Here is a 26,394-nt window from a genome sequence, read left to right on the forward strand (position 1 = left end):
GAAATGGAAGATAATGAATAACTACTGATTTATTTCAATTTATTATTGATATAATTTTAATTAACTCATCATATTTGCTCGACGCGGAAATCGCAAGTGATAAACATGATTTCCTACTGATTTATCTTGAATTAAAGGTTTAATTATTCAATAAATTCGCTGGTGAAAACTGGTCAGTCAGTAATTTAGTATCTTCTGACCAGTCTTGCTCTATGCTTGTTGACGTCATTTGTTGGCTTACTTCTAATAAGTCGATATTGAAAGGTGTTAAACGACTTTGTAATTTTTTTGCTCGCTGATTTATTAATGCTAAGCTAGGTAATTGGCTTTTAGTGGCTAAAATAATGCGATTAGTGTTTTTATAGTTACGCACATTATAAAAATCGCCAAACACTTTTTTATACGTTGCTGACTCATGTGCATATAACTCACTCACTGAAAAAGTATTAGCACTTAATATCCCCTTCGGACTGAGTAGATCTTTAGTTTCCTGTAAAAACTCTTGTGTTAATAAATGTTCAGGTATGTAGTCACCGTTAAAGGCATCAAGAATTATCCAATCGTATTGTTGTTTTTTGATGAGTGCACGTTTGATAAAAATCCTTCCATCTTGAATAACAGAAGAAACATGTTGATTTTCGAAAAAGCCAAAGTGTTTTCGGGCGACCTTGACAACAGCAGGGTCTATTTCAACATTGATAATTTTACTGGTCGGATAGAGTTGCTGCAGGGTGTTTGACATAGTACCGCCACCCAAACCAATAATAAGAATGTTCTTGGGCTCTTCAATGAGTAGCAATCCAGAAAAAAGTAATTTGGTATAATTAAACACTAAACGGTGCGGGTCACTTTTATAAAAACAACTTTGATTGGTTTTACTTGTTTTAACATTAAATTTTAAACAACGTAAATCACCTTGATCATCAACCAAAATGTTCCGGTATAAAGAGCGTTCTTGATGAACCGTTTCAGCAAAAACATTCGTCGAAAAAACGGCAGATACCAGAGTAAGTATAACTATTGAACTGCATAATTTATTCATGAACAACACCTGCTGTATTAATGTGAAGTGGCTTGACTGATTTATTTAATAAAATAGCGCAGATACCGAGTATCGCTAATACTGAACTAAACACCGTAATGATGTTGTTTACTTCAAAAAACAGCACAAAATAAAATGAAGTGATTATCGTACCCAATGCACTACCTAAGGTAGACACAAAGTAAAGTTTGCCCGCTGTTTGCCCACTACTATCTTTATCGGTAACTAATAAACGTACTGAATACGGAGATATCATGCCCAAAATAATGGTGGGTATGAAAAATAATGCGCCACAGGCAAGCAAAGAGCCATAGCGAGAGTCATCAACATTGAGGAATATTATTTCCATAATGCCCGTTGACCAAAATGCAACGGGTAAAATGGTAATGCCAGCTAATACAAAAATTAAACCATATTTTTTTAAAGAAGCACTTTTTGTCGACAACTTACCGCCAGCAAGATAACCAAACGATAGGCTCAACATAAATACGGTAATTATACTGCCCCAAATATGAACACTACTGCCAAAAAAAGGCGCAAGAATTCTACCGCCTAAAAGTTCAATGCCCATAATGCAAAAGCCGCTACAAAAAGCAAGCAGATAAATAAATGGGTTTTGCCATGATGGTTGAGTTTGATGATCCGTCATTTATGTTGTCAGTAGTATGGTCTATTAAGTCACGCTATCTTAACGACAAAAGGTGCAATATACCAAGTTAACGCACCTTTTGTTTGTTAAGATTTATTTCCGTTTTTTAGCTGATTGCTTATCAAGCAAAGGCTTTAAAAATCTAGCCGTGTGCGATGTTTTATGTTTCGCAACGTCTTCAGGCGTACCCGACACCAGAATTTCGCCACCACCAGAACCACCTTCAGGCCCTAAATCAATAATCCAATCTGCTGTTTTTATTACGTCTAGGTTATGCTCTATCACTACAACGGTATTGCCATGGTCACGTAAACGATGAATAACATGCATCAATTGTTTAATGTCGTGAAAATGCAAGCCGGTTGTTGGTTCATCAAGAATATAGAGGGTTTTACCGGTGTCACGCTTTGATAACTCTTTCGATAATTTAACACGTTGTGCTTCACCACCCGAAAGGGTAGTCGCCGATTGACCTAATTTAATATAACTTAAGCCAACATCCATTAGTGTTTGTAATTTACGGTTAATCGCGGGTATGGGCGCAAAAAACGTTAAAGCATCTTCAATGGTCATATCAAGCACTTCATGAATACTCTTGCCTTTATACTTTACTTCTAAGGTTTCACGATTATAACGCTTTGATTTACAGGCATCACAAGGTACGTAAACGTCAGGTAAGAAATGCATTTCAACTTTGATTAAACCGTCACCTTGACAAGCTTCACAACGTCCCCCTTTTACGTTAAAACTAAAGCGGCCTGGCTTATAGCCCCTTGAACGTGACTCTTGCGTCGCAGCAAAAATCTCACGAATAGCGGTAAATATACCGGTATAGGTTGCAGGGTTTGAACGCGGTGTTCTGCCAATCGGGCTTTGGTCAATATCAATCACTTTATCAAGTAAATCTAAACCAATAATTTCTTTGTATGGTGCGGGTTCTTGTGTGGTTGCGCCATTTAATGCAATGTGAGCAAGTTTAAATAGGGTATCGTTAATTAAGGTCGATTTTCCAGAACCCGAAACGCCGGTCACACAAGTCATTAAACCATTGGGAATGATTAAATCAACATTTTTTAAGTTATTACCTGTTGCTCCTTTAAGTTCAACGACATTCTTTTTATCAAAGGGAACACGAACCTTCGGTATTTCAATGCCCTCTCTGCCTGAAAGGTATTGCCCGGTTAGCGAATTTTCACAGGCTAAAATATCATTTACATCGCCTTGTGCAATAATTTCACCGCCATGAACACCAGCCCCAGGGCCAATGTCAATGACATAATCGGCGGCACGAATGGCGTCTTCGTCATGTTCAACCACAATCACGGTATTGCCTAAATCACGTAAGTGGATCAAGGTTTTTAACAAACGTTCGTTATCGCGTTGATGTAAGCCAATTGACGGTTCGTCTAGCACATACATAACACCGACTAAACCAGCACCTATTTGGCTTGCTAAACGAATACGTTGTGCTTCACCTCCTGATAAAGTGCCAGCAGCACGTGAGAGATTAAGGTAATTTAAGCCAACGTTAACTAAAAAGCCTAAGCGTTCACACACTTCCTTAAGGATTTTTTCTGCAATTTGTGCTTTTTGGCCTGATAAATTTAAGTTTTCAAAAAAGGCTAGGGCATCAGAAATAGAAAGTTCAGCAATTGCAGTTAAGGGCGTATCAGCAATAAATACATTGCGCGCCTCAAGGCGTAAACGACTGCCATTACAATCAGGACAATGCTGGCTATTCAAATATTTTGATAATTCGTCACGAACCGCATTTGACTCCGTTTCACGAAAACGGCGTTCCATATTATTGATAATGCCTTCAAAAGGATGCTTGCGAACGATTACATCACCACGATCGTTCATGTATTTGAATTCAATCTCTTGTTTGCCACTACCGCGGAGAATAACGTCTTGGTCGTTTTTGGATAATTTTTCAAAAGGTTTATCAAGGGCAAATTTATAATGGTCTGACAACGCTTGTAGCATTTGAAAATAGTAAAAGTTGCGCTTGTCCCAGCCACGTATTGCACCACCTGACAGACTCAGTTCAGGGTTGGTGATCACTCGAGCAGCGTCAAAGAACTGTTGATTACCTAATCCATCACACGTTTTACAAGCGCCAGCAGGGTTATTAAATGAAAACAGCCGTGGTTCGAGTTCTTGCATGCTATAGCCACACTTTGAACAAGCAAAGTTGGCTGAAAAAATCAATTCTTCACGATCAGGTTCGTCCATAAAGGCAATTTTAGCGGTACCAGCGGTTAAATTTAATGCAGTTTCAAACGACTCAGACAAGCGAAGTTGAATATCGTCACGTACTTTTAATCGGTCAACGACCACTTCAATAGTATGTTTTTTATGAAGCTCTAGCGTTGGAGGATCTGATAAGTCACAAACCTCGCCATCGATTCTCGCGCGAATGTAACCTTGTGCTGCAAGATTATCGAGCAACTTTACATGCTCACCTTTTCGGCCCTGCAATACGGGGGCAAGCACCATAACTTTGGTGCCTTCTTCAAGCGACAAAACCTTATCCACCATTTGTGAATTTGTCTGTGCAGCTAAAGGCTGGTGGTGGGTCGGACAACGTGGTTCGCCAACACGAGCATAAAGTAATCGAAGGTAATCGTAAATTTCGGTGATAGTACCGACCGTCGAGCGAGGATTATGTGACGTTGACTTTTGTTCAATTGAAATAGCTGGCGATAACCCTTCTATATGGTCAACGTCAGGCTTTTCCATGAGTGACAAAAATTGACGAGCGTAAGCAGAAAGTGACTCTACATAGCGTCTTTGTCCTTCGGCATATAAGGTATCAAAAGCGAGTGATGATTTACCTGAGCCCGAAAGACCCGTAATAACGACTAACTTTTCTCTAGGAATATCCAAACTGATGTTTTTAAGGTTATGCGTTCTAGCGCCACGTACTTCAATATTTTTCATAAATATCCACGTTAATAAGTTTCTCCGAATTTGAACAAACTCAATAGATTCGCTATCGCTATTCCACATAAAGTTTGAACCAGGCATTATTGCATAATTATTTGGCAATAATCAGTAATAATCTCTGTTTTTGTTCAGGACTTTGTCGTGCTATTATAGTGCGAATTTTTGCTTTTTTATGACACGTTAGATAGAGACCCTCCATGAGTACGACAGGTTTAAACAGTATTGAAAAGAAAGCCGCATTTTCTTTAGCCGCCGTTTTTGGCTTACGTATGCTTGGCCTTTTTATGATCTTGCCCGTGTTTGCTATTTACGGCGAACAACTGATTGGCTTTAGTCCTATTTGGATTGGCTTAGCCATTGGAGCCTACGGGCTAACTCAGGCCATGCTACAAATTCCTATGGGTATTTTGTCAGATAAATATGGCAGAAAACCCATCATTTTATTTGGCCTAGTGATTTTCTTTTTAGGCAGTGTTGTTGCTGCGATGTCTGACACCATTTATGGCGTGGTGTTTGGTCGAGCCTTGCAAGGCACTGGTGCTATTGCAAGCGCCGTACTGGCGTTAGCTGCTGATTTGAGCCGAGAAGAGCAACGGCCAAAAGTTATGGCGACTATTGGTATGTTTATCGGACTGTCGTTTACTTTAGCGATGGTTTTTGGGCCTATTGTTGCAGAAGCGTTTGGCCTGAGTGGTTTATTCTGGTTTACAGCCGTACTCACTATTTTAGCCATGGTAATGATTCAATTCATGGTACCCAACTCAGTTAATAAGGCACCTAAAGGCGACAGTGTCGCTTTACCTGAGCAGCTAAGTAAACTAATGCGTCATCCTGAATTATCACGTTTAAATTGGGGCGTGTTTATTCTTCATATGGCGTTAACGGCCTGTTTTATAACCTTGCCTAAACAGTTTGTTGCCAGTGGCTTAGCACTTGAGCAACATTGGCAATTATATTTACCCGCTTTACTCGGCTCTTTTGTTTTGATGGTACCTTTTATGATCATGGCGATTAAAAAACAAAAAGAAAAACAGGTGTTTTCCGCCGCTATTTTATTATTGGCGGCATCGCTACTCTTACTCTGGTACTTACCGCTTGGCTTCTGGACGTTAGTGTTGTTGGTGGTGATGTTTTTTACTGCCTTCAATTATTTAGAAGCAACCATGCCATCTATTCTGTCACGCATTGCTCCTGCTGGTGTAAAAGGTAGCGTCATGGGTATTTATTCGAGTAGCCAATTTTTAGGTGCTTTTACCGGTGGCATTATTGGCGGCATTATTGCGAGTCAATTTGGCGAACAAGCCATATTTTTAGTGATGTCATTCATTACTTTATTATGGTTTTTTGCCGCAATGAGCATGAAACCGCTTAAAAAATCAAAAAGTTATACTTTTACCACCAGTATTAATTGCAAAGAAAAAGCAAATCAAGTGGCTGAAAAATTAATTGAATTACCTGGTGTTATTGAAGCTATATTGGTTCAAGAAGAGTCGGTTGTTTACCTGAAAGTTAACGACAAAGTGGTTAACTTAGCTGACATTAAAGCAGCGTTGAATCCCTAGGGTTATCGGTTACTCTAAGTACCAGCATAGATGCAGGTACTTAGATATTGAGAGTTTAGCTAGAAAAAAGAAGTCTTTATTTCACTGGCTCCTAAGCTAGAGAGAAACGTAGGTTAATATATAGTCTTAAAGTTATCTTTCATCAGTTTGCCCTAATAAATAGTCATTATTTCGTGATAATGTTTGTTCGCATTAATCATTAACTCGACATCATCATCAATGAATTTCCCCATTAATGCCTTTGCCATCGGTGAGCTTGGTGTGATCACCGTATAGTGTTTTTTATCTATTACACCTTTAAAACCACCGGCAGCCGGCGCAATAAAGAACCATTTCTTACCATCATTATCTTGTGACACCGCCACCATTGCCCCTAATGATATCGACATTTCTTTGTGAAAGTCTCGCACCACTAATTGTTCTATCGCTTGTTTCGCTCGTTGAATATCAGCTACCCGACGTGATTGCCCCTCAGCTAAATAACTTGCTTCAATAGCAAGTGTATCGTATTGAGTTTCAGCGATAGACTGATCATCAGTGGCGGCAAGGTGAGCATTGTTTGCGGCTGTTTTTATAGCGGATAATTCATGTGATAAGTGGGTAAGAATATCGCTAATAATTTTCTGTTTATTCATAACGCTTAGCATACTGACTTGAATTTTTTAGTAAATACATTTCTAATCTGACAGCTGTCAAAATAGTACTTGAATTTATCACTATAAACGTCTACTTTATAATGATAATAACTGGTTTGACCATCAAAACAATCCTGATAAAGTGAACTACTATGACAACTAAAACAGCCAATAGCGCCTTTCCTAACTTATTAGCCCCATTAGATTTGGGTTTTACCACCATAGCAAATCGTACTCTGATGGGCTCAATGCACACTGGGCTTGAAGAAGAAAAAGGTGGCTTTGATAAATTAGCGGCTTTTTATCAAGCGCGGGCAAAAGGCGGTGTTGGTTTAATTGTTACCGGCGGCATTAGTCCTAATGCTAGGGGGCGCCTAACGCCGTTTGGCTGTGAACTCAGTAAATTTTGGCACGTTGCTAAGCATAAAAAAATTACTGAAGCTGTTCATCAATATCCAACAAAAATTTGTCTGCAATTATTGCATGCGGGTCGCTATTCTTATCACCCCTTTAGTTTTGCGCCAAGTAAAGTAAAGTCACCTATAAACCCTTTTACACCCTCTGCGATGTCAGTTCGTCAAATTAAAGGTACGATTAAAGACTTTGCTCATTCAGCTTCATTAGCACAAAGAGCGGGTTATGACGGCGTTGAAATTATGGGCTCTGAAGGTTACTTACTTAATCAATTTTCATGTGTCCGTGTTAATAAAAGAACGGATAAGTGGGGTGGATGCGTAGAAAATCGTATGCGTTTAGCCATTGAAATAATAAAAGCGGTAAGAGAAAAAGTGGGTGAAAAGTTTATTCTTATTTTCCGCTTATCGATGCTCGATCTTGTCGATGGCGGCAATAGCTGGGCAGATGTCGTAACCATGGCAAAAGCTGTTGAAACCGCTGGAGCGACATTAATTAATACTGGTATTGGTTGGCATGAAGCCCGCATACCGACAATTACTACTTCAGTGCCTCGTGCTGCATTTACTTGGATCACTGAGAAAATGAAGCAAGAAGTTTCTATCCCATTGGTGGCGACTAACCGCATCAATACCCCAGAGATCGCTGAAGAAGTTTTATCATCAGGGCAAGCCGATATGGTATCAATGGCGCGACCCTTTTTGGCGGATGCTGAGTTTGTTAAAAAAGCGATTGAAAATAAAAGTGATGAAATTAATACCTGTATCGGTTGTAACCAAGCGTGTTTAGACCATGTTTTTCAGCAACAACGCGCTTCTTGTTTGGTTAACCCTACGGCGTGTTATGAAACGGAACTCACCTTTGAAAAAGCCATAAAAAGTAAGCGAATAGCCGTTGTAGGTGCAGGTCCTGCTGGTTTAGCCTTTAGTGTTTACGCGGCTCAACGAGGTCATAAAATTGAAATCTTTGATCGTGCGAGTGAAATTGGTGGGCAGTTTAACTTTGCCAAGCAAGTGCCGGGTAAAGAAGAGTTTTATGAAACAATTAGATATTTTAATAAGCAAATTAGCTTGCTTGATATTAAGTTACATTTATCAACCGAAGCGACCGCTAATGATTTAGCAAAGGGGGGATTTGACGAAATAGTGGTTGCAACCGGAATTTTACCGAGAAAACTCGATATAGAAGGTATCGATCATGAAAAAGTAAAAAACTACTTAGATGTACTACGCGATAAACAACCTATGGGTCAGAATGTTGCTATTATTGGTGCGGGTGGTATCGGTTTTGACGTTGCTGTTTACTTAGCGGAAGAGCATGAAAAAACCCCTTTAGTAAATAACAAAGAAAAATGGTTAAAGAGTTGGGGTGTTGATCAAAGCTATCAAAGTAACGGCGCGTTATTAGATAAGTCGACAGTAGCGCTTAATGAAAAAACATCACGTCACATTTATTTATTACAAAGAAAAACAACAAAAGTGGGGGCAGGGTTAGGGAAAACTACCGGTTGGGTCCACAGGACTACGTTGAAAAATAATGGTGTAAAAATGTTAGCGGGTGTTAATTATAAGAAGATAGATGATGCGGGATTAACTATTGAAATCGATGGTAAAGAGCAAGTACTTGATGTTGAACACGTTATTATTTGTGCTGGACAAGAGTCACAGCGTGGCTTGTATCACCAGTTAGAAAGCAATAAAGGGGCTGAACAAGGGCTACATTTAATTGGTGGCGCTAAAGTGGCCGCTGAGTTAGATGCGAAAAGAGCTATTCGTCAAGCTGCAGAATTGGCCGCGGTTATTTAACGTTACGTTTTAGCTCACTTGTTCATTATATAAATAATAACTTGAAAGAAAACCACTCTATTTATGGTCAACTGTTATGCTTAAATACATCCGCATAACGTTGGCCTATAAAAATAAGAGTAATTATGTCTTCATTTCTGAAACCCGCAATATCACTTTCTAATGCTTTACGTTTTAAAGCCAAATTCATCCTTCTAGCGAGTATGTTTTTCATTCCTGTTTTTTTTGGCTCATGGTGGATAGTTCAAGAGCAAAGTGGCTTAATCACCCAGCATCAAGAACAGTTGCTGGGATTAACCCAAGTACAGCAAGCAGTAAAACTTGAGCAAGCTATTGCTCATAGTAGGCTTCAAGCAGACCAACGTAGTTCTATTACCAACAAAATTTCACAATTAACTTTACCGCCAGATATTTCAGCCTCTGCATTATTGAAAACGTGGCAGGGTTTACTTGACGGTGAAAATTCAATTCAAACCGCAGCTTACCAAGTTGTTTATGAACAAAGCTTATCAATACGTGAACGCCTTGCTGCACTCAGTGGCTTAACCCGAGAAAACGATGCCATCGCCTTTTATCTGGCAGAGGCAAGTAGTCAACGAATTCCCGCTTTATTAGAATACTTAAAGCGCATTGAATCGGTCAGTGCACAAATTATTGGTAATGGTTTTGACGCTGAAAATTACACCTTAGTTGTCGCGCTTGATAAACGTCTCGATGAATTACAAGTACAACTTGATAAAACGACCCTACAGCTTAAGCGCGTTGCAGATAATGAATTGTCTTTGTATTTACCTGAACACAAAAATTTTAATCAGCAACTTGATGAATATCAGCAAATACTGCATCAACAAATGATCGACCCTGATAATATTTCGTTAAATCAAAAGCAAGCAACTGAATTTGCTCATACGGTTTATCAATTAATAGAAAGCTTACTCAAAATAAGTGACCGCTTATTGTTAACAAGAATTGACACACTGACACACAAGAGTGAACAAACGTTGTGGATCTTAGCCATCGTGTTGATGGTGGTTATTTTGGTGATCAGTTATTTACTGATGGGGATTTATCATTCGTTAATCCATAGTGTTAGTGCCATTAATAAGGCTGCGGAAAACTTAGGCAAAGGAAACTTTTCTCAACAGTTATTGGTTAACGCTTCTGATGAGCTTGGCGACATCGGCAAAAACTTTAGCCAAATGCAACAAAAGATACATCACTTATTGGCTATGTTTAGTGGAGATATCAGTAAATTACGTGCTTCGGCAAACAATATTCATCAACTTACTGACCATATGAAGCAGAGTATTGCGCAACAGCAGAACAATACACACAACGTTGTTCAGTCAATTAATGAAATCAGCGGTTCTGTTCAGGTGATCTGTGATAATACAACAGCAACGCTGCAACTAACCGAACAAACCAGTGCACATGCTAATCAAGGCCGTAGTATTATCAGTGACACCGCACAAGCCATTAATAACATTTCAGAAGATGTACATACTTCTGCAGGTATTATTGATGAATTAGCGGGCTACAGTAATGATATTGGTCAATTTGTTAATGTTATAAAAGAAATAGCCGATCAAACTAACTTACTTGCATTAAATGCTGCTATTGAAGCGGCACGTGCAGGTGAGCAAGGGCGTGGTTTTGCTGTTGTTGCCGATGAAGTAAGAACATTAGCAAGTCGTACCCAAGATTCTACAGCTGAAATTCAACGTATTATTGAATTATTACAATCAGGAACCAGTAAGTCTGTGCAAGCGATGCATCAAGGTGTTGCTATGGCTCAACAAGGCGTTGAAAAAACGTTACTTGTAAAAACGACCTTTACAGAAGTGACTGACAATGTTGATGAAATTGTTGGAGCAACTTTGCAAATATCGACAGCGGTTAATCAACAAGGTGTTATGGTTAAGGAAATGGCAAAAAATACAGAAAGTATTGCCCAAGATGCAGACCAGGTTATGCAGTCAGCAAAAGATGCTGCAAGTGCAGGCGAGCAATTATTAGCACTGGCTGACCACCTTTCGCAGCAATTGTCACAATTTAAACTTGATGACCTATCGAAATAAAGTGACTGTTTGAACAAATAAGGTATTATTGCCCGTTAAATTAATGTATTCATAAATTAAGTGGATTTTCCTGAATGAATAAAGTGTTAGCGGGTATTCCTCTTTTAGCTGAAAATATTACTGTGTTATCAAGTGCAAAAGAATATGCAAGTGCCTTGATTAGATTAATCGAAAACGCTGAATCACGTATTTATATAACGGCGTTATATTTACAAAACGATGATGCGGGCCAGCAAGTTTTAAATGCCTTGCACCAAGCTAAGCAAATTAATCCTAAATTAGATATTAAAGTGTTCGTTGACTTTCATCGCGCACAACGGGGGTTAATTGGTGATACATCTGGGCAAGGTAATCGAGACTTTTACCTTGAATTGGCTGCACAATATAGTGAGAGTATTGCTATTTACGGTGTCCCCGTTAAACGCAAAGAGTTGATGGGTGTTTGGCACTTCAAAGGTATGGTTTTCGATAACACTTTACTTTATACCGGTGCGAGTATTAATGATATTTACTTACACCAAGATGAAAAATATCGTTTAGACCGTTATTATCAAATTCAGTCTCCAGCGTTGTGTGAAAGCTTTTGTCACTTCCTTCAACAAACCTTCGTTAAAAGTGAATTAGCGCCACAATTAAATGTTGATGTTTTACCGAATAAACTTCAAATAAAGAATATAATATCGAAGCTAAAAGTTGCATTAAAAACCGTACGTTTTAATTATTATGCTCAGCAACCACAATATTCAGCAGAAGAACTATCGGTAATACCACTGATTGGCTTTGGTCGTAGAAAGAACCAACTAAATCAAAAGATTCGCGAAACTATTCGCTTGGCTAATCAACGTTTAGTACTTTTTACTCCTTACTTTAATTTACCTAAGCCGGTAATGCGTGATATACGTTCAGCATTAAAGCGTGGTGTCGAAGTTACTATTATTATTGGCGATAAAAAGGCCAATGATTTCTTTATTGCTGACCAAGAAAAGTTTTCCATGATAGGTATTATTCCCTATATTTATGAAACACTATTAAAGACATTTCTCAAAAGACAGCAAAAATACATTGATAACAACAAGCTGAAAGTTCGCTTATGGCAGCATGAAAGTAATAGCTTTCATTTAAAAGGTATTGTTGCTGATGACCGCTGGCATATATTAACAGGCAATAATTTAAATCCTCGAGCTTGGGGATTAGATTTAGAAAATGGTTTATTAATTGACGATGTACATCAAAAGTTACTACCAACGTTTACTCAAGAATTAACCGTAATTAATCAACACACGCAATTAATTACCAGTTATTTAGCGCTTGAATCACAAGATCAGTATCCTGACAAACCTAAAAAATTATTGAAAAAGTTAAGAATGGCGCAAATAGATCGTTTGTTGAAACTCTTTTTATAAATTAACAGGCAACACTTGTTAAGATTGTGGCGTGTAAATTTTATCTGCGGGATTAAATAACATCCATGAAGTTAAAACGTACTTGTCTGATGATACGGGCACATTGCCTCTGTGGGTATGCGTAAATCCACAAGGGGCAATAACCATAGTACCAGCTTTGGGTTTGATACTTTTTTCTTGATAGAAAAAATCAGTTTCACCGCCGTCCTCTACATCATTCAAATAAATAAGAAAAAGCAAATTCCGGTGTAAGGCATTATTCTCACCCAGCTGTGGGAAAATTTCAGAATGCCAATAATTATAATTACCCTTACCTTGTAAGTATTTTTGGGCATTAATAGGTGCAAGCCTAAATAAATATTGTATCAAGTTTACTAAATTTGGCTTGCCGACCTCTTCAAAATTATCGGCAGTAAGCTGAACCGGTTTTTTTGTCACTGGGTGTTGGACGGTTAAAGAAATACTGCTAATTAAACTAAAATAGTATTTAGTTACATACGCCGTAATATGATCGATGCAAGCTTGCAAAATAGTCGCTAGTGCAGGCTGAAACTCAGCATGTTGATTTAAATAAATGTCCTGGCTAATTTTTTTGCTTATATCAACACCTCCACCGGTGCGTCCTGCATTTTTATGGGGGCTTTGTTCAAAGTCATCAATGAATTTTTTACAAAATTCTTGAGAAAGGGCATTAGGGTATACTTCAATAAAGTCAGTCATGATTTTGATAACTATCAATAAATATTATCGATAAAAATACCATAGCAATAGGTTATATTCTATTAACTTCGTGAGTTTACTTCACCCGAATGAAAAAAAATGTAAAATAGCTTTATTTAAAATTTGTGGAAAATACTCAATGTTCAGTGAAAAATTAATGCCGAGATTTAGTGATACTGATGCACTAGGTCATATAAATAATACTTTATTACCTGTGTGGTTTGAAGGAGCTAGAGATCCTGTTTTTCGTTTTTTTATGCCAGAATTAGATACAAGTGATTGGCAGTTGATTTTGGCTAAAATTGATGTTGAATTTCATGCTCAGCTCTATTACGGCAAAGAAATTGAAATACGCTCCTATATTGGTCGCATTGGTGGTTCATCGTTTACGGTTTATCAAGAAGCGTGGCAAAAAAACACCAAGTGTGCCTCTGGAACCGCTGTTATGGTGCACTTTTGTTTTGAAAATCAATCGTCTTTACAAATACCAGATAACATAAAGGTAGAAATGAATACGCACCTTTTTATAGCGTAATAATTTCTGTGTAAAATAATCAAAAAAAAATTTAAAAATGCAGTAAAACTCAAAGAAATTTTTTACTCACAGTGATAGAATCATTGCCACTTTTTAAAATTACATCGATAAATTAATTACTATTTGTCGATAACGTAAATCAGTAAATAAAATATTTACGCATAAAGATAGGATTTATTCATGGCCGGTGTTAATAAAGTAATCATTTTAGGTAATTTAGGGAAAGACCCAGAAGTACGTTTTATGCCAAATGGCGGTGCAGTAGCAAATCTTACTATCGCAACGTCAGAAACCTGGAAAGATAAGCAAACTGGCGAGCAAAAAGAAAAGACAGAATGGCATAATATTGTGATGTATCAACGCTTAGCTGAGATTGCTGGTGAATATTTGAAAAAAGGTTCAAAGGTTTACCTTGAAGGTTCATTGCAAACAAGTAAATGGACAGATCAGCAAACAGGTCAAGACCGTTATAAAACAGAAATCAAAGCTAACACAATGCAAATGCTAGATGGTAAACCGTCTCAAGGACAGGGTGGTGGTTTCGCTAGTCAAGGGCAGCAACAAGGTGGTGGTTTTCAACAACAAGCACCCGCACAACAAGGTGGTTATTCCCAGCAAGCCGCACCACAACAGCAAGGTGGTTTCCAACAGCAAACACCAGCACAACAAGGTGGTTATACTCAGCAAGCTGCACCACAACAGCAAGGTGGTTTTGCTAACCAAGGACAACAACAAAAGCAATCAGCTCCTAAAGTTAATCCACAAGAGCCTACGATAGATTTTGATGATGATATTCCGTTCTAGGAAACGTATAATTCAAAAGTGTTAATATAAAACTATATTAACCACATATAAACATCAAACCCAGCGTAATTGCTGGGTTTTTTATGCGCTAAATGTTACTGATTACCCCAAATAGTAATCTATTTTACAAGGTTGTCTTCATCTCATTATTTTCTACTAGTAGCTGTTAATTGACTTTGTTATGAGATACATCAATGTTTTGTTATGGAAATAACCTAGAGTAAGCCTACTTGTTTTTATTATCGGATTCAGTCACTTTATGTTTTCTGCATTATCATTAGCGGCAAAGATTAATGCTGCGCTAGTACTTATCGCTATAGCATTCTTAAGTACAACAGTCATATTTTTCTATTATGATGAAAAAGAGTTAAGTGAAAACTTGGTTGAACGCAATCTAGAAAGTTTAGCCCTCAACTATTTTGATGCTGTTAACACCATGATGTTAACAGGGACGATAGCTAATCGTCAGTTAATACAAAATAAAATCCAAAGCCAAAATGAAATTGTTGAAGCGCGCATTATTAGGGCACCTGCTTTAGTTAATACGTTTGGTGAAGGTTTTTATGATCAAAAAGCCGTTGATGACTTCGAACGTCAAGGCATAAGTGGTACTAAAGCGTATGATCTTTTTGATCGTGATGGCAAACCGATGATGAGCTTTATTTCTCCGATCCGCGCAAGTTCTAATTACCGTGGCACTAACTGCTTAACGTGCCATCAGGTTAAAGAGAATGAAATATTAGGGGCAGTAAAAGTGACGTATGATCTCTCTAAAGTTGACCAACAAATTATGAGTTCTATGACTCAGGCAGGTATTTTACAGCTCATTATTACTATTGTGATTTTCTGGTTATTAAGTTTAACAATAAAAAAATTAATTTTTAGTCGCCTTAAGCGACTCAGAAAAACCATTAACAGTGTCGAACATAATTTAGATTTGAATCAAGAAATAAAAGTACATCATGACGATGAATTAGGTGCGGTTAGTGTGGCATTAAATAGCATGATGAAAAAATTTAGAACCAGTTTTGTATCAATATCATCAGCGACAGATAAATTAATCGACTCAGCAAAAAGTGTTGATGAAATTTCTAACTTAATGCGGAAAGCTGTTCTCAATCAAAAAAATGGTACAGACTCTGTTGCAGCAGCTATTAACGAGTTAGACACATCGGCAAGTGAGGTACATCGTAATACACAAACAGCAGCAGAGAATTCAGTCTGGGCTCGTGAGAAGGCAACTCAAGGGTTGGAATTAATCGAAAAAGCTAAAGAGGGCATTGGTTTATTGCGTGATAAAGTGATTGATAATACCGCTATGATAGCTGCTCTAAGCGATAAAACTCATGAAGTAGGTGGTGTGCTAGAAGTTATAACAAGTATTGCAGAGCAAACAAACTTATTGGCTTTAAATGCAGCGATTGAAGCGGCAAGAGCCGGTGAACAAGGGAGAGGTTTTGCGGTTGTTGCTGATGAAGTTCGTTCGTTAGCCACACGTACAAGAGAATCTATTGATCAAATTCAGTTTACAATCAGAGAGTTACAAGTTGACGCAGGTAATGCGGTTAGCTCTATGAATGATGTAAGCCAGCAAGCCAATGAAAAAGCGGAAGATGTAACGAATGTTGCCAGTTTATTAGTTGAAATCACCTCGCAAATAACTGAGCTTGATGACTTAAATACACAAATTGCTAGTGCGGCTCAGCAGCAGAATTTAGCGGCGGATGAAATTAATGTCAATGTTGTCAATATCAGTGATGTTGCAGAAAAATCGAGTAAAGATGCTATAAGAGGCAAAGAAATAAGTGAGCAGTTACTTGAGTTAGCGTACGAACTTAACCAGCAGCTATCAAAATTTAAAATGTAAGATGCTCTGTTAAATGTCTATACCCTATGCAGCAGCGTGTGATTTCAGCATGTTTCTTACTTTATAAAATTTAAATAACTCAATAAATAGACCACTTATTATAAGAGGTCTATTTATGATGTGCTTAGCGGGATAATCTCTCTTAGTAATAAGTATCTTTTATATTGTGCGCTTGAGGGTCTTCTATGATTTCTTCAAAGTCTACTTCAAAGCTATCGTTTTCTTCTGTATTTGCCATGTAAATAGTGCGCGTTGAACCGTCAATCCAGGTTACCGTACCACTGCCTTTTTTACTGCCACATTTCATACCAATATGGATATCATTAAATTTCATTGTTCCTCCTCGGCCAAATTGCTGGTTTGATGTTGAATAACTAACCCAATATAACTTAGATTGATAATGAATGGATTAGTTCAATTAATTCGCTGAATGAGCATATTAATTTCAACAGGAACATTTTATTATAAAGATAAAGTGAATTAGGTCTAGAGTGAATTAAGCAAAAAACTCACAACCAAGTACTGCCGACTTTCTAGCCCCTGTGACTGCTGGGATATTTCCATAGATTTTTTTGTCATAAGCGAATGCTAGCCAAGCGAATGCCATTGCCTCAAGTGCGTTATTATTCAGCTTTAGTGCATGTATCTTATTGACGTTAAAATCGTTAAGTTCCTGTTTTATAAGCTTATAACAGAAATCATTCTCAATACCTCCTCCGCATAAATATACATCAGCAGAATTTGATATTTTTCTAATTTCTGCAGATATAGAGCAAGCAGTAAGAGCCGTTAAAGTTGCTTGTACATCAACCGCTGTTATTTTAAAAGGCGAGATAAAGTGTTCTAACCATTGTAAGGTGAAATATTCACGGCCTGTGCTTTTGGGAGCTAACCGTGAAAAGTAATCATCAGATAATAATTGCATTAATAGTGCTTGGTTAATCGTTCCTGATTTCCCCCAGTCGCCATTATTGTCGAATCTATCGCCAGAGTGCTTAAAACACCATGCATCTAACAGTGCGTTTCCTGGGCCTGTGTCAAAGCCTAATACATTTCTTGTCGAATCTTTTTTGGGAAGAAAAGTAAGATTAGCGATGCCCCCTATATTTACTAAAAATGTATCGCGTTGAGCCGGAGGGAGTAAAAATTGATGAAATGCAGGCACCAAAGGGGCTCCTTGTCCGCCTAAAGCGATATCCTTTGTCCTGAAGTCACCAATAACTCTAATGCCTGTTAATACGGCTAAGGTTTGATTACAACCCAATTGTAAAGTAAAAGGTGCTTCTATTTCTGAATTTTGAGTGGGGCGATGACGAATAGTTTGTCCATGATTACCGATGGCAATAATATCATCAGGGACTAATTCTTCTTGTTTGAGTAACGCTTTAATCGCGTCGCTAAATTGATGGGCAAGCGTTATGTCGAGTGAGAAGGCCCGGTCTATTTCATTATTGCTTGGCAGATAAAGCTCAGTAATATTCTGCCTTGTCATATTGTCATAAGCTTGATAATAACTCGCAACTAACGCAACATCCCCAGCATTAAAATCAACAAGCGCTAGATCGATACCGTCAGCACTGGTGCCGGACATTAACCCAATATAAAATTTAGCTGGTGCCATTTTTGCTCGCTATTTATTATTGGGCTGAGGGCTTAATGGGTTTGCATCGCCAATAATGCTTGTCTAGAGCCTGAAAGCTCTAATAAACGTTGGCTTGATAATACGGCAAATTCAGCTTTATATTTCTTATTAATCGGCTTGGCATCAGGCAGTTTTACCGTTCGAGGGTTACGATGTACACCATTCAGTAAAAATTCATAATGTAAATGTGATGCCTCAGACATACCGGTAGAGCCTACATAACCAATGACTTGACCTTGTTTTACACGTTGGCCTTTTTTCACCGCTCGCTTGGAGAAGTGAAGGTATTTAGTGACAATGCCATTACCATGCTGAATAAAGACGTAATTGCCATTATATTTATTATAGGTTGAGTGAGTCACTTTACCGTTACCTGAAGCAACTACAGGCGTGCCTTTATTTGCCCTATAATCAGTACCACGATGAGCCTTCCAGCGTTTTTGAATAGGATGAAAGCGTTTAGGTTTGAAGTTTGAGCTAATATACCTAAAGTTTACTGGCGCACGTAAAAAGGCTTTGCGCATGCTTCTGCCATCTGGAGAATAGTATTCACCGTCGGTAAAACGAATCGCTTGAAAAGGGTCATCTTTATTAATAAATTCAGCAGCAAGAATTTTTCCGGTGCCAATGTGATCGCCATCGACATAACGATTTTCAAAGACAACATGAAAACTATCCCCTTGACGAATATCTAAAGCAAAGTCGATATCCCAACCAAAAATATTAGCAAGGTTAATGATTTGTGCATCGCTTAAACCTGATTCTATACCGGCATTCCAAAAATTACTTTTTATAACACCATGGGCAATGGTCTCTCGCACTTCAACTGTTTTAGTTTCTTTAGTTGACAGGTAGCTGCCATCAGCCTGTAATTTTACATATAAGGTTTCTGTTTTGGATAACGGATAGGTCAGTGCTGCGAGATCCCCCGCGGGGGTTTGGCCGATTGTAAATACATCACCGACATTAATCCTTTTCAATAATTTACTGTACTTACCCTCTGCTGAGCTAACATCGTATGTAGTTCTAGCGCTATAACCCAAACGTTTGAATACTTTAGCTAGTGAGTCACCGTTACGTACTTTTGCGTTTGTCCAGGTTAGCGACTCGTTAATATGCGTTATGTTAGTTACTATTTTTTTTTCGGGTATTGATTGTGGAAGATCACTAGTAGCAGTCTCTATGGTTATATCTTGTGCTGCTGGCAAAGCTAACGGATAACGTTTACCGACTTCAAGTGATGTATCGTCAGTTTGACGACTCGCTGTTGCCTTTTCTGAGGGGATAAGCAGTAATACCAGCATAATCATGCTGAATGAGCTAATAATTATTTTGTGCTGCTTTGGTAACTGCAAATAGAATTTTTTTAAGATTTTCAAAACATTACAACCTAATCAGGGGTTCTTAATACGACAACTATCGTTTACTATATCAAAAAAAAGCGTGGAGTAAAATTTTATTGCTGAAAACGTCGATGTATTCAGGCACTCAGCAATGCGTTTGTCATTAAAATGAAGGCGCAATATTTAAAAAATAGAACAATTGCCCTAAATATAAAGTTAAGGCTTTTAACCACGGGCATTATTGCAGTAGAATCGAACAATAAATTATGACTATATTTTTTGGAGCTAAGTCGATGACTGATGTCAGCCAAGCGTTTGCTGAAATTAAGCGTGGTGCAGAAGAAATTTTGCTAGAGAGTGAATTACTAGAAAAATTAAAAACGGGTAAATCACTAAAAATTAAAGCAGGGTTTGACCCTACAGCGCCAGACTTACATTTAGGTCATACGGTATTAATTAATAAGTTGCGTCAGTTTCAGCAGCTGGGCCATGAAGTTATTTTCTTAATTGGCGACTTTACCGGTATGATTGGAGATCCAACGGGTAAAAACGTTACGCGTAAAGCATTAACTAAAGAAGATGTGCTCGCGAATGCTGAAACGTATAAAGAACAAGTTTTTAAAATTCTAGATCCGGCCAAAACAACCGTCGCTTTTAACTCTACCTGGATGGATAAGCTCGGTGCTGCAGGAATGTTAAAATTAGCTTCTCGTCAAACTGTTGCTCGCATGATGGAACGCGATGATTTTAAGAAACGTTACACCAGCGGTCAATCAATTGCGATTCATGAATTTATGTATCCTTTAGTACAAGGCTGGGATTCAGTCGCACTAGAAGCCGATGTTGAACTCGGCGGTACTGATCAAAAATTCAATTTGCTGATGGGGCGTGAGTTACAAAAATCAGAAGGCCAACGGCCACAAACTGTTTTAATGATGCCACTTTTGGAAGGTTTAGACGGTGTACAGAAAATGTCTAAGTCGCTAAATAACTATATTGGCATTACGGATAGCCCAACAGAAATGTTTGGTAAAATCATGTCTATCTCTGATGTGTTGATGTGGCGTTATTTCGAACTATTGAGCTTTAAGCCGATGGAAGAAGTCGCTGCTTACCGGACAAAAATTGCTGAGGGAATGAACCCTCGCGATGTTAAAATTGATTTAGCAAAAGAATTAATCGGTCGATTTCATGATGATGCAGCAGCAGAAGTCGCTCATCAAGAGTTTATTAATCGTTTTCAAAAAGGTGCTATGCCTGATGAAATTGAAGATAAAGTCGTTAACATACAAGACGACAGTGGTGAAATTGCTATTGCTAACCTATTAAAAGAAGCCGGATTAGTGGCAAGTACTTCAGATGCCATGCGCATGATTAAGCAGGGTGCAGCTAAAATTGAAGGTGAAAAAATTACGGATAACAAGCTTCGTGTCGCTTTGGGTACTACGGCTATTTATCAAGTAGGCAAGCGAAAATTTGCTAAAGTAACAGTGAAATAATCCAAAATATTTTAGCTATATTTAAAGCCAGTATTCTTACTGGTTTTTTTATGACTAAAATAAGCATTCATGTCTTTCATCATTGTTGCATTTTACCTAAATGCTTTTATAAATTGTGATCGGTTAAGTTCATAATATTAAAAGCTTAAAAAATCTTCGTCAAAAATTTTTACACTGTGCTCTATAATTGCAGTATTGACAGCATGATATTGGGCTATCCTCTTGTTTAAAAACAAATTTTTAGTAGTGGAATGATTTATGCTTAAATATAGCTAGTCGAGTTAAAATAATTAACTGACAAATTCCACTCATTTAAGTTGTAGAGTTATCATTTTGTTGAACCAAATAGTAAATATAGTATTGAGCCGCAATATGGAAAATAAGTCTAATAGAAATAGCTTAATTGAACGGCGGCAGTATCTAGTTGGGGACGAGACAGAGCCCGAACAGAATTGGAAAAAATTGACGTTAGCACAACGTTTTTCAGCACTCAGTTTAACTAAATATGGTTACGAACTTGTGTTTACCCGCTTTACATCGATTGGTAGCACTGCTGTCCTTATGTTAAAAAATGGTAGACTAGCAACGATAAGTGAAGATGGCGATATTAATACCACGCCGGATATTCATATTAGATAGTGGCTACTTCCATATTCCCTCTATTAATTTAGCAGTAAGCGTAGTACATGCAACATATTTTTAGTCATAATACCTGAGAATCAATCAGCAATATTTAGGATCAGTGTCGTGGAGAAGTAAGGGCTTTAAGTTGTGATTCTTTATCGAGGTCCACTATAACTAACTTATATAGTTTCCTGCATAGCGAACTTTCTTAAAATTGGCTTTGAGACTAATTTTATTATCAAAAAAAAATACATTCATACAGCGACAATAACATCTATGATCGCTGCAAGCTGATACCTGCCGATGACATTTCACCTTTTACAACTAACTAACATCACTTAAGAAACTAAGTTAATATTAATAATTTCGTCTGTCCTATATTACAATCCGAACTTGACAGATAAGTTCATCCAATATTATGCAATTTTTTAAAATCAGTTACTTACTAATGAATCAGCGAACGTCGGGCTCTTTCGTATTCTGTATTATCTAAATAACTAATATTAACTGAACGTATAGCATCCATTCAACAATTAAAATGAACACGGAAAATATACTGCTAACCTCTGTTTAAAGAGAGGCAATGTAATTACCTTTATTATTTTAAAAGGTACAAAATAAAAATATTTGTAATAAATCTTTAGTCATACCTACTAACGAGGTACCAATCATTAAGGAGATAATAAATGAATCATCAATCGAATATTATAAACCAACAACTTATAGCTTTGTATGAGCCTTTATTGTTTGTTGGACGCGTTGGCTTTTCGACACATGTGTTCTTGATAAATGCGTTTAAGCATGTCTGAATATCAACAGGACTTCGAGTCAATTATTGTAAAGTACAGGCTGTCTTTATTCAAGGTCGCTGCCACATTTGAAGCCGATCCTGTTATTCAGCAAGACCTGTTGCAAGAAATATTTTTAGCTATATGGCAAGCATTGGCTTCTTTTAAGGAGCAAAGCTCTCTGCATACCTTTATCTATAGAGTTGCTTATAATCAGGCATTAACCCACGTGACTAAACAAAGCCGAAAGCAAAATTATGATGAGCTTACTGAAAATATTGAATGTCAACATAGTGATATTGAATCTAATGTTAGTGCCACGAAATCAGTCGAGTATTTAATAAGAAAAATAGGGTTGTTACCCGTCATAGAAAGACAGTTAGTTGTTTTGTCATTGGAAGGTATTTCTTACAATGATATGGCCGAGATATCTGGCTTATCTGTAACAAATGTTGGCGTGCAATTAAATAGAGCCAAAACCAAACTTAAAAAACTACTGGAGAGAAAGTCATGAGTCAGCAACAAGGTTCTTGGAATAATTTACTTCAAAGCTGGAACGAAAATGATGCAGAAATCGACAAAAAGGTTCTATCGGAAAAAACTTTAATAGATCAAATAAACAAACAAAACCGTAAAAATAAGAGAGAAGCCATATTGTGTGGGATTGTAAGTATTGCATTGATTAGCTATATCATCTCAGAGATGTACTCAGGATTACCATCCATTGCTGATACTATTCTTTATTCAGTATTTTTAGTCTTGGGGTTATCCACGGGGCTGTATACACTTGCTTTAGCAAGAAGTTCCATTGTTGCTTCAACAGACAGTTCTAAAAGCCATATAAACGTATTACTTGAACAGTCTAAAAATAATCTGAAAGCCTTGTTATTCAGCCGAATTGTTTGTGCAATAGTATTTTTAATAGCCTTGTTCTTATTAGGTATGATCGTGTACGTTGCACTGAATAAAACATTAGAGTTTCAACACTACTTAGTCGGAGGTATTGCTTTAGGGTGCTGCCTACTTTTTGTTGGCATTTCTATCTGGTTCAAAAAAGAGAAGATCCAGCTAGAGCAACAATTAGAATTTTTAACTAAGCTTGAGCACACTTAGTTCTCGCCATGAAAAGATATTCTGGCACGTCTACGTACCTACTTTATACCATCACGAAAAATATGCTTGTTGATAGATTACAGCGTTCTTTGCTATGCATTCATTGACCATTATATCTATGAGTGTTGAGGTGGCGCAGGAGCCAGATACCAAATATGGATCTGGCATATTATCTAATAACCTATACTTTCTGAAATATCAAGATTATCATCCATCACAGTTCCTAAATACCTGACAGTGCTTTTAACCTTTCGATGCTTTAACAATAATTGGCATGCTCTCAAGTTTTAGTTTTTTATATATCAACGGTGGTTTCGTTCCTCTCATCGTATGAGTCCCACCCTGATTTTGATCTAAACCAATCAGGGAAACCCAACCATCAACAATCCTTTCATATTGAGATGTTAATAGGTGTTTTGATGGATGGCTACGAGATTTAAATAAATAATCCTTTGGGCTTAGTTGGAAATTTGTAAGGAAAGCTTGAACTGAATTACCTGTATTTTCAGTAAGTTCACATTGAATGGGCAATTTTTTTGAACAATAATAACTCGTTATAAAATAGTTTTTCTGTGGGTAATCCCCCTTATTTTAAGAGTTACTAATTGCATTCTCTTAATTCACTATAATAGAGAGTACTAAGAATATATCTATTAGGGCCCTGTCATGGCTTAACTTTATTGTGTGTATTATTTTTTGGTACTCTTGTCTTATTAACCAAGATAACCTCTGAGAATAAAATGGGGTGGGCATCATACACAGGAGGGATTGTCTTATCATTAGCATATATAATGTACATCTATAGCGCTGAAAATCAACAAAAAAGCGACGAACCGATATGAATAATGCTAAATTCGATCCCTTAATTTATAGGAAAATAGACATGAAAATATGTGTGGTGTTAGCTCTAACTGCTGAAATTGAATTTAAAGTGTTGCGAGAAAAAGTAGCAGTAAGCTAATTATATGTGCTTAATCAAACATTCAGATTTTGGACTGTAACGTTACTTCTGTACTCGTACACGACATGAGCAAGTCGCCATGGGATACCCCAAATGATGCTTACTTTATTGGTGCACGCAATGCCTAGTTTGTTGCTGGCTCAAGTAAAATGCGGCAATGGGTAAAACACTCGTAAGTTTTAGCAAACACGTTAATGCAACAACCTTTGCTGATGAATTCGGCGGTAAGGTGATTGATTTTTCGCAAGTCAATTTATCCGTATTAATGTAAAGTGTTTTATTAACACGTTACCGCACCTATTAGTTACACAAATAGTTGTAATTTTTTTTCAGCAAGGTAGTCTGAAGTTTAACTCTTTTGTGATTGATGTGCTTACTCTTGATTAAAAATACTCAGCCAAAACGCTTTCGTATTAATTTTTTTATGACCTTTTTATGCTTTACAGTTTGTATGCTTTTAGGTTGTACTGCATCTGAATCTGCGATTTCAAAATATCAAACCACTTTTAATTTTTCACAAGTAAACAGTTACGCTTTTTATAAAAGGAATTCTGACTTTAGTGAATTTCAAAATATCAGCGATACCACGCGAAATAGTATTGAACTGGCAATAGAGCAAGTATTAGACAAAAATGGCTTTATTTATAGGTTAACAAATGATGCTGACATTATTATTACGTATCATATGGTTAATAAAAACAGCAAGGAGCTTTTAAACTATAATAAAGGTGTCGCTTATTGTTCCTTTTGTTTACGTGGCGGCGAAGCACAAAAAGACAAAAAACAGTGGAAAATTAGGCCTGGAAGTTTAATTATTGATGTTATAGACCCAGAACAAAAACGTTCAGTTTGGCGAAGTGTTTATTATTTAAAAATTAATGACAAAAAAGATAATAGTACAGAAACACAGATTAAAATATATCAAGCTATTGATGCCATGATAAAAAAATATCCATATTCACGTAATCTAAGTACGGCTGATAATGCTTAAATGGCTAACGATAACATTGATAGCTGTTGTGGTTTTTGCCACACTTCTATTAGGTTTAGGCTACTTACTAAAAGAACATAAAATTACTACAATACAGTTAAAGCAGCAACTTGACCAAGAGCGCGCTGACAAAAAGCTAAAAAAAAAAGTAGAAAAAGAAAAACGTAATACTTTTATTGAAACATCCCTTGCTGACGTTGTTAATAAACAAAGCCTTCCCAGTAAAACTGCTTATTCGACCAAGCAAAAAATATTGATTGAAAATTTAACATGTTCTTCAAAAGTGCAATGTGTATTCGTTGAGATCCAATTTGCAGATTTACATTGTCCCTTTGCTATTAATAAGATTGGTGCCTCTTTAGTGGCCAAAACAGCTGAAGATATGAGTAAGGTTGGAAAGTGTCCTCGTTACCCCACCAACAGTCAATTAAGTTGTCTGAATAATTTATGTACCTATGGAGACATTAATAATTAACTCTGCTGTGGAGTTGCAGAAAATAGCGGTTTATAATAACAATACTTTTTACAGAGATATTAACCTTTATGACATTCCCTAACGATGAAACGGGCCAAGTTTTGGCTGAAATGCAAGATGCTGGTATTGATTTGTCTATTGTTCATCCCGTCGTGTTTTTTCAACTCTTCGAAAAAAAAGAACAAGCGCAAGCAATGGCTGACTACTTAACGGAATATGCGCCAGAAATTGAACTCGTCATTCACCCTGATGAAACACCCAATGTTTGGGATTTAGACTGTACCGTGAAAATGCTGCCTAGCTACGACGCTGTTGTTGCCCAAGAAGCACAATTTGAACAAATAGCCGCAAAATATCAAGGTTATAATGATGGCTGGGGCATTGATGCATAAAGTCATGCAGTAGTCTTTTGGTAACTTGCACAACTTATTATAAATCCAACATAAATAAACATCTTCCCAACATTTGTAAGACACAGTGTTGGGAACTTCTCAA

Annotated in this window: 23 protein-coding genes; 15 read left to right on the forward strand and 8 right to left on the reverse strand. The window is 37.3% G+C overall.

The window, feature by feature from the left end; genetic code table 11:
- Positions 1 to 139: 139 nt before the first annotated feature.
- The 3 genes from H4J73_RS13520 to uvrA all read right to left on the reverse strand — a co-directional run bounded on the left by H4J73_RS13520 (position 140) and on the right by uvrA (position 4,634).
- A complete protein-coding gene (locus H4J73_RS13520; protein WP_182181496.1) occupies positions 140 to 1,042 on the reverse strand; it encodes a spermidine synthase in 903 nt (300 codons plus the stop codon).
- Positions 1,035 to 1,691: a fused MFS/spermidine synthase gene (locus H4J73_RS13525; protein WP_182181495.1), complete on the reverse strand. Its 657-nt coding sequence runs from the start codon at positions 1,689 to 1,691 to the stop codon at positions 1,035 to 1,037. Before H4J73_RS13525 ends, H4J73_RS13520 begins: the two co-directional genes overlap by 8 nt.
- A 93-nt stretch (positions 1,692 to 1,784) precedes the next feature.
- A complete protein-coding gene (gene uvrA / locus H4J73_RS13530; RefSeq protein WP_182181494.1) occupies positions 1,785 to 4,634 on the reverse strand; it encodes an excinuclease ABC subunit UvrA in 2,850 nt (949 codons plus the stop codon).
- A gap of 203 nt (positions 4,635 to 4,837) precedes the next feature.
- Here uvrA and H4J73_RS13535 point away from each other — a divergent pair, with 203 nt between their 5' ends.
- Entirely contained in the window at positions 4,838 to 6,202 is a 1,365-nt protein-coding gene (locus H4J73_RS13535) for an MFS transporter (RefSeq protein ID WP_182181493.1), read from the forward strand.
- Between the two features lie 152 nt (positions 6,203 to 6,354).
- On the opposite strand, the gene H4J73_RS13540 is transcribed toward H4J73_RS13535, so the two are convergent.
- On the reverse strand, positions 6,355 to 6,837 hold the full coding sequence (locus H4J73_RS13540) for a hypothetical protein (RefSeq protein ID WP_259366718.1): 483 nt from the start codon (positions 6,835 to 6,837) through the stop codon (positions 6,355 to 6,357).
- Positions 6,838 to 6,989: 152 nt separating this feature from the next.
- On the opposite strand from H4J73_RS13540, the gene H4J73_RS13545 reads away from it, so the two are divergent.
- The 3 genes from H4J73_RS13545 to pssA all read left to right on the forward strand — a co-directional run bounded on the left by H4J73_RS13545 (position 6,990) and on the right by pssA (position 12,537).
- On the forward strand, positions 6,990 to 9,056 hold the full coding sequence (locus H4J73_RS13545) for an NADPH-dependent 2,4-dienoyl-CoA reductase (protein WP_182181491.1): 2,067 nt from the start codon (positions 6,990 to 6,992) through the stop codon (positions 9,054 to 9,056).
- Between the two features lie 125 nt (positions 9,057 to 9,181).
- Positions 9,182 to 11,134, forward strand: a complete 1,953-nt coding sequence (locus H4J73_RS13550; RefSeq protein WP_182223816.1) for a methyl-accepting chemotaxis protein — start codon at positions 9,182 to 9,184, stop codon at positions 11,132 to 11,134.
- 74 nt (positions 11,135 to 11,208) lie between these two features.
- Positions 11,209 to 12,537, forward strand: coding sequence for a CDP-diacylglycerol--serine O-phosphatidyltransferase (pssA, locus tag H4J73_RS13555; protein WP_182181489.1), 1,329 nt, complete (start codon positions 11,209 to 11,211; stop codon positions 12,535 to 12,537).
- An 18-nt stretch (positions 12,538 to 12,555) separates the two neighbouring features.
- Here pssA and H4J73_RS13560 read toward each other — a convergent pair whose 3' ends face one another.
- Positions 12,556 to 13,257 (reverse strand): 2OG-Fe(II) oxygenase, encoded by a 702-nt coding sequence (locus H4J73_RS13560; protein ID WP_182181488.1) that lies wholly within the window; start codon positions 13,255 to 13,257, stop codon positions 12,556 to 12,558.
- Between the two features lie 139 nt (positions 13,258 to 13,396).
- On the opposite strand from H4J73_RS13560, the gene H4J73_RS13565 reads away from it, so the two are divergent.
- The 3 genes from H4J73_RS13565 (at position 13,397) to H4J73_RS13575 (ending at position 16,463) form a co-directional block, all read left to right on the forward strand.
- Positions 13,397 to 13,792, forward strand: coding sequence for a thioesterase family protein (locus H4J73_RS13565; protein WP_182181487.1), 396 nt, complete (start codon positions 13,397 to 13,399; stop codon positions 13,790 to 13,792).
- A gap of 180 nt (positions 13,793 to 13,972) precedes the next feature.
- A complete protein-coding gene (ssb, locus tag H4J73_RS13570; RefSeq protein ID WP_182181486.1) occupies positions 13,973 to 14,596 on the forward strand; it encodes a single-stranded DNA-binding protein in 624 nt (207 codons plus the stop codon).
- A 259-nt stretch (positions 14,597 to 14,855) separates the two neighbouring features.
- Positions 14,856 to 16,463, forward strand: a complete 1,608-nt coding sequence (locus tag H4J73_RS13575; RefSeq protein WP_182181485.1) for a methyl-accepting chemotaxis protein — start codon at positions 14,856 to 14,858, stop codon at positions 16,461 to 16,463.
- Positions 16,464 to 16,605: 142 nt separating this feature from the next.
- On the opposite strand, the gene H4J73_RS13580 is transcribed toward H4J73_RS13575, so the two are convergent.
- The 3 genes from H4J73_RS13580 to H4J73_RS13590 form a co-directional block, all read right to left on the reverse strand.
- Positions 16,606 to 16,797: a hypothetical protein gene (locus H4J73_RS13580; protein ID WP_182181484.1), complete on the reverse strand. Its 192-nt coding sequence runs from the start codon at positions 16,795 to 16,797 to the stop codon at positions 16,606 to 16,608.
- A gap of 162 nt (positions 16,798 to 16,959) precedes the next feature.
- Positions 16,960 to 18,084 carry an anhydro-N-acetylmuramic acid kinase gene (locus tag H4J73_RS13585; protein WP_182181483.1) on the reverse strand — a complete coding sequence of 375 codons (1,125 nt, stop codon included), beginning with the start codon at positions 18,082 to 18,084 and terminating at the stop codon, positions 16,960 to 16,962.
- Between the two features lie 32 nt (positions 18,085 to 18,116).
- Entirely contained in the window at positions 18,117 to 19,478 is a 1,362-nt protein-coding gene (locus H4J73_RS13590) for a peptidoglycan DD-metalloendopeptidase family protein (protein ID WP_182181516.1), read from the reverse strand.
- 263 nt (positions 19,479 to 19,741) lie between these two features.
- Here H4J73_RS13590 and tyrS point away from each other — a divergent pair, with 263 nt between their 5' ends.
- The 8 genes from tyrS to H4J73_RS13630 all read left to right on the forward strand — a co-directional run bounded on the left by tyrS (position 19,742) and on the right by H4J73_RS13630 (position 26,291).
- Entirely contained in the window at positions 19,742 to 20,947 is a 1,206-nt protein-coding gene (gene tyrS, locus H4J73_RS13595) for a tyrosine--tRNA ligase (protein ID WP_182181515.1), read from the forward strand.
- A 360-nt stretch (positions 20,948 to 21,307) separates the two neighbouring features.
- Positions 21,308 to 21,586 carry a hypothetical protein gene (locus H4J73_RS13600; RefSeq protein WP_259366716.1) on the forward strand — a complete coding sequence of 93 codons (279 nt, stop codon included), beginning with the start codon at positions 21,308 to 21,310 and terminating at the stop codon, positions 21,584 to 21,586.
- A gap of 786 nt (positions 21,587 to 22,372) precedes the next feature.
- Complete coding sequence (locus tag H4J73_RS13605; RefSeq protein ID WP_182181482.1) at positions 22,373 to 22,873, forward strand: RNA polymerase sigma factor; 501 nt, start codon at positions 22,373 to 22,375, stop codon at positions 22,871 to 22,873.
- Entirely contained in the window at positions 22,870 to 23,472 is a 603-nt protein-coding gene (locus tag H4J73_RS13610) for a hypothetical protein (protein WP_182181481.1), read from the forward strand. Before H4J73_RS13605 ends, H4J73_RS13610 begins: the two co-directional genes overlap by 4 nt.
- Positions 23,473 to 24,590: 1,118 nt before the next feature.
- On the forward strand, positions 24,591 to 24,704 hold the full coding sequence (locus tag H4J73_RS20605) for a nitrous oxide reductase accessory protein NosL (RefSeq protein ID WP_259366715.1): 114 nt from the start codon (positions 24,591 to 24,593) through the stop codon (positions 24,702 to 24,704).
- 180 nt (positions 24,705 to 24,884) lie between these two features.
- Positions 24,885 to 25,424, forward strand: a complete 540-nt coding sequence (locus H4J73_RS13620) for a DUF4136 domain-containing protein (protein WP_182181480.1) — start codon at positions 24,885 to 24,887, stop codon at positions 25,422 to 25,424.
- Positions 25,417 to 25,899: a hypothetical protein gene (locus tag H4J73_RS13625; RefSeq protein ID WP_182181479.1), complete on the forward strand. Its 483-nt coding sequence runs from the start codon at positions 25,417 to 25,419 to the stop codon at positions 25,897 to 25,899. The genes H4J73_RS13620 and H4J73_RS13625 overlap by 8 nt, the downstream gene beginning before the upstream one ends.
- A 68-nt stretch (positions 25,900 to 25,967) precedes the next feature.
- A complete protein-coding gene (locus tag H4J73_RS13630) occupies positions 25,968 to 26,291 on the forward strand; it encodes a ribonuclease E inhibitor RraB (protein ID WP_182181478.1) in 324 nt (107 codons plus the stop codon).
- The last annotated feature ends 103 nt before the right edge of the window (positions 26,292 to 26,394 follow it).

The sequence above is a fragment of the Colwellia sp. MB3u-41 genome (genome assembly GCF_014076845.1).
Lineage (GTDB): Bacteria > Pseudomonadota > Gammaproteobacteria > Enterobacterales > Alteromonadaceae > Colwellia_A.